The organism is Moorena sp. SIO3I6 (genome assembly GCF_010672095.1).
In genome coordinates this window covers 25181-39283 of the sequence record NZ_JAAHHU010000057.1, presented here as the reverse complement: position 1 = coordinate 39283, position 14103 = coordinate 25181, and the positions used below count along the sequence as shown (strand labels likewise).

Genomic DNA, 14103 nt, shown 5'->3' with positions numbered 1-14103 from the left:
CTGGTTTATGTGTACCAGTCCTATCAGTGAAGGCTCCTGGAACCTAACGCCGGTTCAATTAATAGATTCAGTCGATCACCTTCTTCGATGGGTCGTCAACAATCTTGGACTGATGCCAAATTATCCCTCTGCGGCACTGGCAGCCAGGATTTTGATCATGAAGTCATTATCCATCCCTGCTTTGTAGCGCTTCATCTTCAGACTCTGGTGGGAGGGTTCGCGCTTGAGTAGATTAACACTCAGGCGGCGTAGCAGCCCGAGATTTTCAGCAGCATAGCCCTGGCGAACCCGACTGGAATCTTCATTGAAAGTGACATCAAGTACCCAATGTAGACTGTTTTCAACACCCCAATGGGAGCGAATCACACGGTTGTGCTGCGAGCCATCCGCCGCCAGGGTACTCAGGTAAAACTGAGTCTGGATCGTGGTTTTGTTCCATAAATACCGCCTTCGCCTCACCATCACCACACTGGTTAAACCCTGCCATTGTGTTTGGCGATGCAACAGGGGGAGTTGGCTCACAGGCACCGCCCACACCTGACGGGTTTCTCTGCGATGATGCCCAGCCTCAACCGTTTGATGGTAACTCAATTCAATCCCCTGCCAGTTCTGGTCTTGGGCCTGGACAAACCAGGCTTCCACCTCCGCCGCTTTGCTTGCCCTGGTTGCCCTTGAGGGCTAAGACATAGTCCCCACCGGCTTCCTTAATTTGTCGTGCAATGTCAATTTGGGTGCCCATCGCATCAAGAGTCACGTTCGCGCAGCGTGGCCTACGGCCAATCGCTCCTTTGAGGTTAAGCAACTTCAACAACAGTGGAACCGCAGTGATTTCATTCGATTGGCTCTCGACTTTTTTTTGTGCCAACATCAGCCCATGTTCACTGCTCCAGGCACTCACGCTGTGCAGCGCTTTGAGGTGCTTCTGGCGATCATAGGAACCTTTGGTCGTCAAGAATCAATATGAATGAGTTCAATATCTAAGCTCTGGGTGATACTGTCCACCCAACTCAGGAAGCCGGTTTCAAGTTCGGTGGGATCAAGAAGGCTAAACACCCGACCAAAGGTATCGTGGGATGGTATCCCATGGGGTAAGTCGAAAAATGTCTCCAGCCACTTTTGCTTAGCTTTACCGTAGGTTTCAATGGCCACAAACCCATCGGCTCCCGCAATCACAGCCAAAATTGCAATGGTGACAATTGCCACCAGATTGTGGTCGCTTCTGCGGCCTACCCGGGGATCCTCGAGATCCTGAAAATGATTGAGCACACTCTTTTTGAGGATCTGAGCCTCGCGCTCCTGCTGAGGTTTAAGAACGGGCTGGTTAAAACCTTTTGTCATGGAACCTTACCGGGAAATCAAAATTGTTGCTGATCCTTAGGTTAACCGCTGGGGTGTCTGTGAGACACATGGAACGGCAAAACCCCTTAATATACATATCCCGCTTTTTGTCAAGTACAATTTATACCAAACAAAATGCGATTACCCTGCTTAACAGGTGGATTGAGACGAAGATGGGCGAATCAACGTTTGGAGACTTTTACTGAAGCTTTAGAAGCGTTTCGTACAGGGATATCTTATCGTTTTGCTGCTTGGCTAAACCAAAACACGGACGTATTCGCCGCTCATAAAGCCAGGTTTGGCTTGATTTGGGCTTGAAACTTGTTTAAGTCCCGCTAGAACTATTGCGTTTCCTTGATAATTTGAGCTAGAATAGAAAAATTAATGCGCTCGTTCGCGTAGCGTCTCCTAGGTCGAAAAGAGTAGCGGTTTGTGCGCAAGCTGAAAAGCCTCTGCTAGAAGCATAAGCCAAGAATCTAAAAGTAAGCCCAATAACTTTATTGGAGGGTCATTAGGCTGTTTGGCTCAGCCGTTAAGGGTGTAAAAACTCTTAAGAATCCCTCACTATAATCTTTGATTTAGTTATGGGAGTGTCAATCGTTAGCTTCCGCCGCAATTCATCCCACGTCCGAAATCAGTAGCGTCGGCGTGGGATGAGCCGACAGGGCTGCGGCTATCGCATCTTATTTTTGTACATGCTGGCGGGGTGAGGATTTCAGCAATCGAGTCTGGTTTTTAATCAATTGATGAAATCCTTACTGGATCAGGGTTTTGTAATTTAGATGGGGTTTGCCTCTGAAATGGTTACAAACTGATGTGTTTTGTAAGTTTTATCGAACACTTCAAAGATAGATATCTTCTCCTTGCTCTGTGAATCGAACATCTTTAATATTTAACTCAGAGTTAGCGGTAAGAGTTTTACGCAAACTACCGAAAAGGGCAAATTGCTCACAAGTGGAGAGGGAGATAAACTGCCGCTGGGAATCTGGTGATAGGCGCAAATCGACGGTAGCTACACCAGTATTGGCATTGACCTTCACGCGGTATCCCGATACATTAAAGTCACTGGAGTTACCAGTCTCTAAAACTTTTCCTATAACTGTATTAACTGGATTTCCTACTGGTACAGCTACCTGTTCAGACACCAGAGACTGACACTGACTGTCAGCCCGATAGACATTAAGAATTACTGGGTTAGCTCGATTGCTATTATTATTACCTTGGCTGACTGTAGCCTTAAGCGCGACCTTACCAACCTTGGTTCCTGGTTGAGTTTCTTCCGTAGGTACAGTAATCTTAGGTAGAGTAGTATTAGAGGTTGCTACACCAGTGGTAGAGCTAGCCTCGGTGGCTGGTTCAGGAGATGGATTCCCTACAAGAGTTTTCTGGGAACCAGGATTGTTATCACTCACCAAACCATAGCTACTGAAACCAACGACAATTGCTGCAATCGAAACAGGAGCTAGATAGTGTTGAAAACTTTTCATTTGGCTTCGGTCAAAACAATGCTTCTAGCTGTTGTCTAAAGCAACAGTTACATCAATCCATATTCAAGGTGGAGCGTGGTTGATCAGGATAAAAGAGTAAAAAAATAGAAACTAGAAAATAAAAATTGAAATCATTTTCACGCTTATATCCCAATTCTGGCGGATTAGGGCTATAGATCAATTTAATTTGGCCATCTCCCGACACTCCCAACACTCTCGACACTACCGACACTCGCGATCTCCCCATCTGCATCTGTAGTCCTACTTTGAAGAATTGGTATTAACTGTGGGGGAGGCGAAACCCAGCTACCCTGTTGTAATAGCCTTGCTATCCTAAAAGAAGTTCCCCTAATAGGACATCCCCGATTCAATCAACCATGACTAAACAACCAGCCCGAATCTGCATTCTCGGTGGAGGCTTTGGGGGTCTCTATACAGCCCTACGCTTAAGCCAGCTGCCTTGGGAAAAGCCCCAACAACCAGAAATTGTCTTGGTTGATCAAAATGATCGGTTCTTATTTTCACCGCTGTTGTATGAACTGATCACCAGCGAACTACAAACCTGGGAAATTGCTCCACCCTATGAAGAATTGTTAGCAAACACAGGTGTACGGTTTACTCAGGCAGCGGTATCAGGCATTGATGTAGAACACCAGCAGGTACAGTTAGAGACTGGATCGGAATTTCAGTATGATCGCCTGGTGTTAGCCCTAGGTGGAGAAACCCCTCTAGAGCAGGTGCCTGGGGTGGCTGAGTATGGTATCCCGTTCCGAACTATTACTGATGCCTATCACCTGGAAGAACGCTTACGGATTTTGGAAGAATCCGATACAGATAAAATCCGGATCGCTATAGTTGGTGCAGGTTACTCTGGTGTGGAACTAGCTTGCCATCTAGCCGAACGGTTGGGAGAGCGCGGAAGGTTGCGGTTGATTGAACTCGGTGATGTGATTCTAAGAACATCGACCGACTTTAACCGAGAGGCAGCACGCAAAGCTTTGAATGAACAGAAGGTCTGGATTGATTTGGAAACCAGTGTTGAGTCCATTGGAGCTGACACCATTTCTCTGTTGTATAAAGGACAGGTTGATACTATCCCCGTAGATTTGGTGCTGTGGACAGTAGGCACAAGAGTCACACCAGTTGTGCGATCGCTTCCGCTCAAACAAAACCACCGTGGTCAGCTGATCACCAGCCAAAGGTTACAAGCGGTTGACCATCCCGAAATTTTTGCCCTAGGTGATCTAGCCGATTGCCGAGATGCTGATAATCAACCAGTTCCCAATACAGCTCAATCCGCTTTTCAGCAAGCTGATTATGTGGGTTGGAATGTCTGGGCTTCTTTAACTGGGCGTCCCCTGCTCCCCTTCCGTTACCAGCAGTTGGGAGAGATGATGACTTTGGGGAAAGACAATGCAACTCTTACTGGTTTAGGTGTCAAGCTGGATGGTCCTTTAGCCCACATAGTGCGGCGACTTGCCTATCTTTATCGGATGCCAACTATAGAGCACCAACTGAAAGTTGGCATGAACTGGATTACTCGACCATTAACTGATCTGCTGTCTGGAACATAAAGGTTAGTAAACAGCACAAGAAAATGTCGCAGAGTCTACCAAAAACTCTTATTATTTGTTAAACTTAAATTAGGGTAACACCGACAGGGATTATTATGTAACTTAAATTAAAGCCGAAAACCAAGGGTTTAGTAGTTGCACTTAGATCCCGGTGTTAGACTTTTTTGACATTTTTATGGCGCTCGCGGGATATTCCGTCAGAGAAGCGCGGAGATACCCCCTGGATGCTATTGCATCTTGCATTGGCGAGCCAGAATTTGCCTTTGGTAGGTTTTGGTAGCTAAAAAGTATCGGCATACATACAGGAAAATGGAAAATTGAAATTAAATGAACAATTAACCATTAACAATTAACCATTAACCATGGAAAAACCGCGAGTAATTTTTCTAGATGCTGTCGGTACACTATTTGGTGTTCAAGGGAGTGTAGGGGAAGTTTATAGTGCGATCGCTAATCAATTTGGGGTTACAGTACCTGCTTCAGCTTTGGACAAAGCCTTTGTCAAAGCCTTCGCCTCAGCAGAACCAGCGGTTTTTCCAGAAACAGATCCTGAAGAAATTCCCCAGCGAGAATTTGAATGGTGGTGGGTGATTGCCTCCCGCACCTTTGAACAAGTTGGTGTACTTGACCAGTTCACCGATTTCATTGATTTTTTTGACGAACTCTATGCCCACTTTGCCACTGGTCAACCTTGGTTAATTTATCCGGATGTTATCCCAGCTCTGAAAGCATGGCAGCATATTGGTATTGAGTTGGGTGTCGTATCAAATTTTGATTCCCGTCTCCATCTTGTCTTAAAAGCTCTAAAATTAGAAGAATTTTTCTCCTCCATCACAATTTCTACCCAAACTGGCTTTGCCAAGCCTGATCCACAGATTTTTGCTGCTGCTTTACAAAAACATCACTGTAGTGCTCAGGAGGCTTTTCATATTGGTGATAGTTTTAAAGAAGACTATCAAGGTGCTCAGGCAGCTGGCTTGAGAGCATTTTTGATCAAACGCAAACCAATGACTTAACTTAAACGCGATGCTCCTAGGTCGCCGCTACGCGAACGCACCAATTGGTTTCCACACCAGTTTCTGCTTGATAGCTGTTGCTGTGGTATAGTGTGACTGCTTCTTTGAGGATATTGGCTGCTAACTATGAATTCTTGGTTCTGGGTAAAGGGTAACCAGCAACTCACTTTCTTTAACTGCTAACTCATCCAACCGCTGAGCTACCATTACTCGCTCAAAATAGGTATCAGCCAGTACCCAGTAAACACCATAGTGACGAGCCTCAGATGCCATCAAGCTATGATAAAATTTTGCTAAGGATGGATCACAACAGTGAGTTGCTAGTAATCCCAAACGTTCGTGAGAACGAGCCTCGATCAGTCCAGCAACTAGTAAAGAATCCAACAACCGTTCTGGTTCGTGTCGGCGAATCTGAGCTTTCAATCCAGCTCCATAGGGTGGTGAAGAAAGGGGACCTAAGGGAATGCTACGTCTTTCTAGCCACTGGTTAACTTGCTCGAAATGTTCTAGTTCCTCACGGGCAATGACCGTCAGCTGACGCACAAGTTTACTGTAGGATGGGTAGCGAAACATTAAATTCAGTGCTACTCCAGCTGCTTTACGTTCACAATGGGAATGGTCGAGTAAAATAACATCAAGGTGCCCAAGGGCTTGCTCGATCCAAGCCTGGCTAGTAGGGTGTTTGAGGGTATTAATCAAAGGCAGACCAGAAGAAGACACAGTTTTTGTTCAAATCAAAGTAGTTGGCTTGTTCATTGCAGACAGGCTTTGGTATCGGTAGACGATACTATTAATTTTAACTGAATCGTGTCAATCCCCGTCTTGTTAAGGTGCAGGTGTAATCTCGTCAAAAAATTGGTTCAATACCCGCTTTTGTAGCAACAAGTTGGGTCTCAAACCCCGACTTACCCGTAGCCAATCCGGGTAGTTCATGATAAATTTACATAGACACTACGCATAGACACTTATAAGACAAGTTAAACTAGCTACTTGAGCCTATTCCTCAAACTATTACACTTAACGACTCTATTCAGGAATAGCAAATACCTTAAAAGGAAGACCACTCTGAAAGAATTGGTGCATATATCTATAAATAGGTATGAGGCTAATGGTATTAGGTATTAGGTACAACAAAAGCAGTTGATAGCCTCTGTGCTTGAGGAGGTGTGCTTCATAGGCTGGTCATAAACCGCAACCGCTTAGCCATTTAACCTAGAACTCTGATGCCTAAAGCCATTAACCTTAAATTTTATATGAAGGGGTCTACCTGATATTTAACGAAATTAGATTTGGATAAGTAAAGTAATGACACACCGTCGTATTGTTATCGGTGACGTTCATGGTCACTATAATTCTCTTATGGCCTTATTGGATGCGATCGCACCCACTAGTGACGACACCGTTTATTTTCTTGGAGACTTGATTGATCGAGGACCAATGAGTTCTCAGGTTGTCGAATTTGTCAAGCAAAACGCTCACCCCTGTTTATTAGGTAATCATGAGCTGATGTTACTAGAAATTATCGGTAACAATTTAGTACCTAACTCAACACGACAAGCCTGGCTCTATAGTGGTGGTGAAAGTACTATCAACAGCTATGGTGGAAAAGTCTGCCAAGATCACCTAGATTGGATCAAAACACTGCCAACCTACATTGATTTAGGAGATACCTGGCTAGTTCATGCCGGGGTTAATCCTCGCATGACCATTGAGGAGCAAACCGTTGAGCAATTTTGTTGGATTCGGGATGAATTTCACAGTATGCGTGAACCTTACTTTCTCGACAAGCTGATCATCACGGGTCACACCATGACTTTCACCTTACCAGGAGTGGCTCCCGGTACCATAGCCCAAGGTTGTGGTTGGCTAGATATAGACACTGGTGCTTATCATCCGAAAAGTGGTTGGATGACAGGTCTAGACATTACCAATAATCTTGTTTATCAAGTTAACGTCTTTCGGGGTGATGTTCGCCAATTCCCCTTGGAAGAAGCCGTGACCAAGATAGAACCTAGTAAAATATGCCGACGTCAAGTATTGAGTACCTCGTGAAGGTGATATAGGTTAACAAAAAGACTATTGATCAAGCTTTCTGCTCTTGAGCTAGCTGTGCTTATCTGAGCACTCGCCCTCGACGACCTGTTGTCCTTTTGAGGGCAGCTTTTTTCTGGTTGCGGACTACACGAGTTTTGTTTTTGTAAGCCCGATTGTTTAATCCATCACCAACATAAGCACTATTTGAATCGATAGACTGCTCCAAGGAATCAATTCGGTCTGCTGTTGACGGATGAGTACTCAAAAACCCTGGAATAGAGCCTCTTTGCTTGAGGAGTTTTTTCATAAAGTCTACTGATCCTATCGGAGCATAGCCTGCTTGTTTTAAGTTCTTGATACCTAGTTCATCAGCTTCAAATTCATGCTGACGACTGTTGGGACGACGTAGTGCGAATTCCACGCCCAGATTAACCATCGTGCTGCTATCAACTCCAGCCGCTTCTGCTAAACCTCTAGCGATCGCGGCTTGCCTAATTTGCTGGATACTATGACGAGCTACAATATGACCAATCTCATGAGCTATCACACTTGCCAGTTGAGCTTCATTGTCTGCTGCTGCGATTAAACCCGTGTTAATATAAACAAATCCTCCCATAGTAGCAAAAGCATTAATATTAGCATCATCGACCACCTGGAATGTATAGTTAATATTTGGGCGTTCGCTGCTTTTAGCTAGTCGCTGACCAATTTGATCAACATAGCGATTAATTTCCCGATTGCGATAGAGCTTAAATTGCTTGCTAACAAGTTGCTGATTAATTTGCTGACCAATTTGGACTTCCTGTTGATCAGACATATTAGATAACTGGATAATCTGAATACCACGCAATAGCAGCTCTAACCAGGGAACCCCTTGGGCAACCTGAGCTGTTCCCACCACCAGACTCAGGGATAGAAGCATGCTGATTAACGGATACAACAAACGACGTCGATAACGGGAGTAAATCGATAATATATTGCTTAACATAGCAAAATTATGAATTATTAAATCCAAAAGAGATTATTTTAGCTATTTGTTGCTAAAAAGGGTTTGCAGCCATGACTTGCTGTAGACAAGCCTTGTCTTTAGCATCATAAGTCAACTCTCTACTAGGAGTTGTCTGCCATAATTACTAACCAGTAAAATTCCTCGTTATGGTTGAACCCCAAATAGGGTAATATGTTCCACAGACGAACCTGGTGTTTGTTATTCTCACTCACCAGTTATGGATAACTCGTATTATAGGTATTAGTTATGAGGTATTAGGTACATCAAAAGCAGTTAACAGCCGATTTGCTTTAAGAATAGCCCTTGATAACTAGGTTAGAAACCCCTTAGCCATTCAACCTAGAGCCAGCGAACCTTAAGGAGTTATCTTTAACACTATACAATTTTCGCAAAAACACCTAAGCAAGTTTATGGCTATTGTAGATTCTAAAGGACGTTTGTTTGGCAAGGTGAGCATTATCGACTTCGGTGCTGCCTTGGTGATTTTGTTGGTAGTTGTAGGAATTTTCTTCTTTCCTGGTGAGTCTGGTTCCGTTGCCCAACTCAATAGCACCAAACCAGTAGAAGTAGATATCATTGTCCGGGGGTTAAGCTTGCTTGAACCAGATGTGTTGGTCAATCAGTTGGAGGAGACCAAGAAGACTAATATTGTGATTCGTAAGCAACCCTATGGTCAGGTTGACGTCAAATCTGTCAAAATTCTGCGTAGAAGTGTCCTGGTGCCACAACCAGATGGCTCTATCAAAGAACTACCAGATCCCAGACCTAGCTTTTATGGGATTAATATGTTACTGACCTTAGGTGGTAAAGCAACAATCACCAAAGATGGAGTAGTGTTGGGCAATAGCAAGATTAAAATTGGTACCCCGGTAGAGTTAGAAGGTAGAGATTATAACTTCAACGCCAGTGTGATTAATGTCAGAGTAGAATAATCACGAGTGATGGGGTCAATTGAACTAAGAATTTATACCATAGACCCCACACGCTTCGCACCCGCAAGGGAGGTCTTGAGTTCATTTAGTATCAGCTTTTTCCACCGAAGCATCATTGATTCCCAGGGTAAGCCTTAGAGGTTTCCGGTAAGGATAGGCTCTAGCAACTTGCCGGTAAACGTCATAGTTAGTAGGTAGTGTAACTGTCTGTGCCCCCTCTTTATAGGTGATATTGTATTTAACTGTACGCAACAGCTCTGGCTTGCTAGGCTTATGATGAAGTGGCTGACGCTGTTCTACTTCATCAATGGTTGGTTTTGGTGGGACAACTGGCCACCATAAGCCCTTGTCATCAGGTCCTGTTACAGCACCTTCTGGTTTCTCACCATTGCGGTTGACTACGGACTTGGAAGCAAACTCCTCAACATCGGGATCTCTATCAGTTGTTGAATTAATAGAATACTCAACTCGCCAGGTTAAGGTGGTCAGTGCTGTAGCTTCATACTCAGTAATAATCACAGTGTTACAACTGCTAAGCACTACTGCTACACAAAAGCCGATCAACATCAAGATAATCTGGCGACGCCGCAAAATGCGATCAAGTAGGACATGGAAACTAGTCAAATTCACTCCACCCCATCCAAACTTACGACTAAATGCAATTTGCTCCCCTCTACCCTATTCTGTACCAAATTATCAAACCTGCCTTTCCCAATTGCCTGTGGTCAGGAGCAAGGGATTCACCTGCGATCGCACTGACCTTCGATGATGGACCCCATCCACACTACACTCCCAAGTTACTGCAAGTCTTAGACCGCTACCAAGTCAGAGCCAGTTTTTTCTGGTTGGGTGTTTGCGTAAACCAAGCCCCCAGTGTCGCCAGAGAAGTTTACCAACAAGGTCACTGGTTAGGACTTCATGGATATTACCATCAGTCTTTTCCCTTTTTAAAACGGGATGCCCTTCAGCAGAGTTTGCTCCTTACCCAAGACGCGATCGCTAAAGCTTGTCAGATTCACCCAGACAAGGTACAAGACGTTCGTCCCCCTAACGGATTATTTACGCCCCGAACCTTGAATATACTGCACCAGTGGAACTATAGATCAGTAATGTGGAGTGTTGTTCCAGAAGACTGGAAACGTCCTGGTGTCAGTATAATCGTGGAGAGAGTCCTAAAGCAGGTTCAAAACGGTTCCCTGATCGTCCTACATGATGGTTATTATGGAGGACAAGATGTGGTTGAAACTACGGCTGAGTTAATTCCTCAGCTATTGAACCAAGGTTACAAATTTGTTAGCATTGACCAGCTATGGCAGGAAAATTAGTAGTTTTGTTAATTGACTTACGGTGTTCTCACTCACTGCACCGTAAACTCCTATAACAACTGCTTTGCTAGACGCAACCGGTTTTCCATCTCATTACTCCTGTAGTGAAGTGAACTACTTGATCCAATTACCTCCTCTATATACTTCATATAGAGTAGACTATCCAGTTTAACGCTATATGTAGTGGTCAGCTAATCTGATCAATTTTAAAAACAATGAGCAAACTGTAAAAATTAAAATTAGAAATTAAAATAATGATCAACCGAAAGCTCCATCGGACTAGGAGACTTGCTTCCCCTACGCAATGTTCCTATCGTCTTTCTCTGGAGTATTTCCGATGCCCTGGTTCACCATTCCCTTACGGAGGAATACCGAATTAGGAGCTGGTTAAATAAACTTACTTGGCAGTACTTTCACTTAGCGTGTTACTACATTGGCTAGGGTTATGTGTTACAAGAGTAATGCAAAATAATCATTACCTAGAGCCAGAGCTTGTCAATGGTTATCATACAGGACAAGTTAATTAACCTAGTGAAGTCCAACTGTTGGGTTTTATAGAACATTAGTACTAAAATAGTGACTATATTATAGGCATAAGGGAAAGTGGGTAATGATTGCTACACTTTCTCAAAGCTTTTGACTAGATAAATAAGCTAAATTTTTCAGATAAACACTAGAGCAAAATTTTGTAAATAAGGCTACAATCAAAAAGTCTTCCCAAAATTCAGTATTAACACTTAAATGGATAGTAGATTCACTGCAAGTTAAGTCCAAGGAAATAGAGTCGATCTAATTCCTACCGCTGAAGCGATTGACCCACCATAGGGTGCAACAAACAAGGTTCTCACTGACTAAGCTATCTTAAGTAGATCAACGGACATCATCTACTGGTCTGAAACTGAAGGAGCATGAGGAAAAAACATGACCCAGGCAAATGAATTACTCGCAACAATCGCTCAACCTCAGAGCGATTTAGAAGTCTTGATTGAGGATGACGTGAACCGAGATGATTTGGTGGACGCTCAACCGGATGAGGAAAATACTAAGCCTGGTAAGGGGCGATCTAACCGTCGCCGAACCCAAAGCAAAAAGAAGCACTATACAGAAGATTCAATTCGCCTCTATTTGCAGGAAATTGGCAGGATTCGTCTACTCAGAGCTGATGAAGAAATTGAATTAGCCCGTAAAATTGCTGATTTGTTGGAATTAGAACGAGTGCGGGAGCGCTTGTCTGAACAGTTAGAGCGGGAACCTGGAGATCGGGAATGGGCAACAGAGGTCGATATGGAGCTGCCAGCTTTCCGTTACCGCTTACACGTCGGTCGGCGGGCTAAGGAAAAAATGGTGCAGTCTAACCTCCGTTTGGTGGTTTCCATCGCCAAAAAATATATGAATCGAGGACTCTCATTCCAAGACTTGATTCAAGAAGGTTCTCTAGGTTTAATCCGGGCTGCGGAAAAATTTGACCACGAAAAAGGCTACAAGTTTTCCACCTATGCTACCTGGTGGATTCGTCAAGCTATTACTCGTGCCATTGCTGACCAGTCCCGGACTATCCGCTTACCCGTTCACCTTTATGAAACCATCTCGCGGATCAAGAAAACTACTAAACTCCTTTCTCAAGAAATGGGTCGCAAGCCCACAGAAGAGGAAATTGCAGATCGGATGGAAATGACCATCGAGAAGTTGCGATTCATTGCCAAATCAGCCCAACTTCCCATCTCCTTAGAAACACCTATTGGTAAAGAAGAAGACTCCCGCTTGGGAGACTTTATTGAAGCCGATGGTGAAACCCCAGAAGATCAGGTTTCCAAAAATCTACTCCGGGAAGACCTAGAAAGTGTCCTTGATACCCTGAGTCCCCGGGAACGTGACGTACTGCGTCTACGCTATGGATTAGATGATGGACGGATGAAGACTTTGGAAGAAATCGGCCAAATCTTCAACGTGACGCGGGAACGGATTCGGCAAATTGAAGCCAAAGCTCTTCGCAAACTACGCCATCCAAATCGCAATAGCATTCTCAAGGAATATATCCGATAGAAAACCCTGCTGCTTGATAGCAATCAGGGTTTTCTGTTATCGTTGCATCTAGTGGGTGGGGAATAGGGATTCATATGAAGTCTGGTTAATCACATATAATACGGTTGGTGCCATGCATGTTAATTGTCAATTGACTCCTAACAATTTTTAATTTTCAATTTTCAATTGGCTATCAACCAAACATCATAAGTATTCAAACAGACATTATATCACATTCCTTACCCCAATTCCTATCCAGAAATTAGTTCCGGTGCGCTTGACCTTTGAAGAATTAAATTACGGGGTCGCACCGTTTTCATATTTTAGCTGACACTCCGTAGGAAAAACTATGGAATCAGCTAAAAACACATAAGAAAGCTGGAGTTCAACACTAGAACTCCAGCTATTTATTGAGATTGACAAATTTAACTAACTATTGGGAACTACATTAAGCCCAAGAAGTGTAGTACACCTTGACCAGTAATATATTCTGTGACTAAAGCAGCGATGAAGCCGATCATAGCTAGACGACCATTTAAGTTTTCTGCTTTAGGGGTGAAACCGAACTTGGCTTCGTTAGACTCTTGATTGGACATGGTTCTTTGCTCCGCTAATTTACTCTGTGTAGCCCGTTTATATTAAAAAATGTAACAAATTATTGGCTAAATGTCAATTATCTGCATAGCCAACCGAGATGAATTGTTTATAAAGTCTTAGTTCATCAATAATGTAAACTTATGTGAAGCATAATTTCCTGTTTTCATCATGATCTCTCGTCGCGCATTTCTCAGCAGTCTGTTGGCTAGCTTTATCGTTTTGCTAGCTTGGATAAATTTTCCCAACCCTGCCCATGCTCTCGGTGGCAAACAACCTCCTCTCAATAAACCCGCACCCGAGTTCACCTTACCAACCAATACTGGTAAGGGTAAGGTGTCCCTGTCCGATTATCAGGGTAAATGGGTCGTACTCTATTTCTACCCCAAAGACTTTACTAGTGGTTGCACCTTGGAAGCTAACAGATTTCAGCAAGATTTGCCCAAATATATGGAGAGAAATGCGCAGATCCTAGGGGTGAGCGTGGATGATGTCGATTCTCACGCGGAGTTTTGTGACTCAGAGGGTTTACATTTCCCACTTTTAGCTGACACCGATGGCTCTGTCAGCAAGGCTTATGGTTCTTGGTTAGGTATTATGTCCCTACGCCATACCTATATCATTGATCCAGAAGGCATTCTACGGGAAATATTCCTTGGTGTGATACCAGCAATTCATAGCCAGGAAGTACTGGCTCGTCTGGATGAGTTAATGTCTACTTCTTTCTGAGTTGATTTCCCACGTACGATTAAGCTTTAACAAGATTTATGCC

General features: G+C 43.8%; 13 protein-coding genes and 2 pseudogenes. 8 read left to right on the top strand and 7 right to left on the bottom strand.

Annotation, left to right across the window (positions count from 1 at the left end; genetic code table 11):
• Positions 1–120 precede the first annotated feature (120 nt).
• Positions 121–1281, bottom strand: a pseudogene (locus F6K49_RS17870) (ISAs1 family transposase).
• 207 nt (positions 1282–1488) lie between these two features.
• Between F6K49_RS17870 and F6K49_RS17865 the strand changes: the two are divergent.
• Positions 1489–1656, top strand: a pseudogene (locus F6K49_RS17865) (IS701 family transposase); the annotation flags it as partial.
• Positions 1657–2180: 524 nt separating this feature from the next.
• On the opposite strand, the gene F6K49_RS17860 reads toward F6K49_RS17865, so the two are convergent.
• Positions 2181–2825, bottom strand: coding sequence for a sporulation/spore germination protein (locus tag F6K49_RS17860; protein ID WP_293020426.1), 645 nt, complete (start codon positions 2823–2825; stop codon positions 2181–2183).
• 52 nt (positions 2826–2877) lie between these two features.
• Positions 2878–3072 carry a hypothetical protein gene (locus F6K49_RS17855; protein WP_293020424.1) on the bottom strand — a complete coding sequence of 65 codons (195 nt, stop codon included), beginning with the start codon at positions 3070–3072 and terminating at the stop codon, positions 2878–2880.
• A 130-nt stretch (positions 3073–3202) separates the two neighbouring features.
• On the opposite strand from F6K49_RS17855, the gene F6K49_RS17850 reads away from it, so the two are divergent.
• Complete coding sequence (locus F6K49_RS17850; RefSeq protein WP_293020423.1) at positions 3203–4399, top strand: NAD(P)/FAD-dependent oxidoreductase; 1197 nt, start codon at positions 3203–3205, stop codon at positions 4397–4399.
• Between the two features lie 362 nt (positions 4400–4761).
• Complete coding sequence (locus F6K49_RS17845; protein WP_293020422.1) at positions 4762–5415, top strand: HAD family hydrolase; 654 nt, start codon at positions 4762–4764, stop codon at positions 5413–5415.
• A 120-nt stretch (positions 5416–5535) separates the two neighbouring features.
• Here the strand turns inward: F6K49_RS17845 and miaE are convergent, their stop codons facing one another.
• Complete coding sequence (gene miaE, locus F6K49_RS17840; RefSeq protein WP_293020421.1) at positions 5536–6135, bottom strand: tRNA isopentenyl-2-thiomethyl-A-37 hydroxylase MiaE; 600 nt, start codon at positions 6133–6135, stop codon at positions 5536–5538.
• Positions 6136–6720: 585 nt separating this feature from the next.
• Between miaE and F6K49_RS17835 the strand changes: the two genes are divergently transcribed.
• Positions 6721–7467: a metallophosphoesterase family protein gene (locus F6K49_RS17835; RefSeq protein WP_293020420.1), complete on the top strand. Its 747-nt coding sequence runs from the start codon at positions 6721–6723 to the stop codon at positions 7465–7467.
• 61 nt (positions 7468–7528) lie between these two features.
• Here F6K49_RS17835 and F6K49_RS17830 read toward each other — a convergent pair whose 3' ends face one another.
• Positions 7529–8437: a M48 family metallopeptidase gene (locus F6K49_RS17830; RefSeq protein WP_293020419.1), complete on the bottom strand. Its 909-nt coding sequence runs from the start codon at positions 8435–8437 to the stop codon at positions 7529–7531.
• 431 nt (positions 8438–8868) lie between these two features.
• On the opposite strand from F6K49_RS17830, the gene F6K49_RS17825 reads away from it, so the two are divergent.
• Entirely contained in the window at positions 8869–9390 is a 522-nt protein-coding gene (locus F6K49_RS17825; protein ID WP_293020418.1) for a DUF4330 domain-containing protein, read from the top strand.
• A gap of 81 nt (positions 9391–9471) precedes the next feature.
• On the opposite strand, the gene F6K49_RS17820 is transcribed toward F6K49_RS17825, so the two are convergent.
• Complete coding sequence (locus tag F6K49_RS17820; RefSeq protein ID WP_293020416.1) at positions 9472–10020, bottom strand: hypothetical protein; 549 nt, start codon at positions 10018–10020, stop codon at positions 9472–9474.
• A 26-nt stretch (positions 10021–10046) separates the two neighbouring features.
• On the opposite strand from F6K49_RS17820, the gene F6K49_RS17815 reads away from it, so the two are divergent.
• Both F6K49_RS17815 and rpoD read left to right on the top strand, forming a co-directional pair.
• Positions 10047–10715, top strand: a complete 669-nt coding sequence (locus F6K49_RS17815) for a polysaccharide deacetylase family protein (RefSeq protein WP_293020414.1) — start codon at positions 10047–10049, stop codon at positions 10713–10715.
• A gap of 921 nt (positions 10716–11636) precedes the next feature.
• Complete coding sequence (gene rpoD / locus F6K49_RS17810) at positions 11637–12758, top strand: RNA polymerase sigma factor RpoD (protein ID WP_071102452.1); 1122 nt, start codon at positions 11637–11639, stop codon at positions 12756–12758.
• Positions 12759–13180: 422 nt separating this feature from the next.
• Here rpoD and F6K49_RS17805 read toward each other — a convergent pair whose 3' ends face one another.
• Positions 13181–13333 carry a chlorophyll a/b-binding protein gene (locus F6K49_RS17805; protein WP_008182021.1) on the bottom strand — a complete coding sequence of 51 codons (153 nt, stop codon included), beginning with the start codon at positions 13331–13333 and terminating at the stop codon, positions 13181–13183.
• A 169-nt stretch (positions 13334–13502) separates the two neighbouring features.
• Here F6K49_RS17805 and F6K49_RS17800 point away from each other — a divergent pair, with 169 nt between their 5' ends.
• Positions 13503–14060: a peroxiredoxin gene (locus F6K49_RS17800; protein ID WP_293071602.1), complete on the top strand. Its 558-nt coding sequence runs from the start codon at positions 13503–13505 to the stop codon at positions 14058–14060.
• Positions 14061–14103 lie beyond the last annotated feature (43 nt).

Excerpts from the sequence above, each read along its gene's own strand:
- F6K49_RS17835 (WP_293020420.1), top strand. The coding sequence starts at position 6,721 with ATGACACACCGTCGTATTGTTATCGGTGACGTTCATGGTCACTATAAT.
- F6K49_RS17855 (WP_293020424.1), bottom strand. The coding sequence starts at position 3,072 with ATGGGGAGATCGCGAGTGTCGGTAGTGTCGAGAGTGTTGGGAGTGTCG.
- F6K49_RS17805 (WP_008182021.1), bottom strand. The coding sequence starts at position 13,333 with ATGTCCAATCAAGAGTCTAACGAAGCCAAGTTCGGTTTCACCCCTAAA.
- rpoD (WP_071102452.1), top strand. The coding sequence starts at position 11,637 with ATGACCCAGGCAAATGAATTACTCGCAACAATCGCTCAACCTCAGAGC.
- F6K49_RS17815 (WP_293020414.1), top strand. The coding sequence starts at position 10,047 with ATGCAATTTGCTCCCCTCTACCCTATTCTGTACCAAATTATCAAACCT.
- F6K49_RS17850 (WP_293020423.1), top strand. The coding sequence starts at position 3,203 with ATGACTAAACAACCAGCCCGAATCTGCATTCTCGGTGGAGGCTTTGGG.
- F6K49_RS17830 (WP_293020419.1), bottom strand. The coding sequence starts at position 8,437 with ATGTTAAGCAATATATTATCGATTTACTCCCGTTATCGACGTCGTTTG.
- F6K49_RS17825 (WP_293020418.1), top strand. The coding sequence starts at position 8,869 with ATGGCTATTGTAGATTCTAAAGGACGTTTGTTTGGCAAGGTGAGCATT.
- F6K49_RS17845 (WP_293020422.1), top strand. The coding sequence starts at position 4,762 with ATGGAAAAACCGCGAGTAATTTTTCTAGATGCTGTCGGTACACTATTT.
- F6K49_RS17800 (WP_293071602.1), top strand. The coding sequence starts at position 13,503 with ATGATCTCTCGTCGCGCATTTCTCAGCAGTCTGTTGGCTAGCTTTATC.
- F6K49_RS17860 (WP_293020426.1), bottom strand. The coding sequence starts at position 2,825 with ATGAAAAGTTTTCAACACTATCTAGCTCCTGTTTCGATTGCAGCAATT.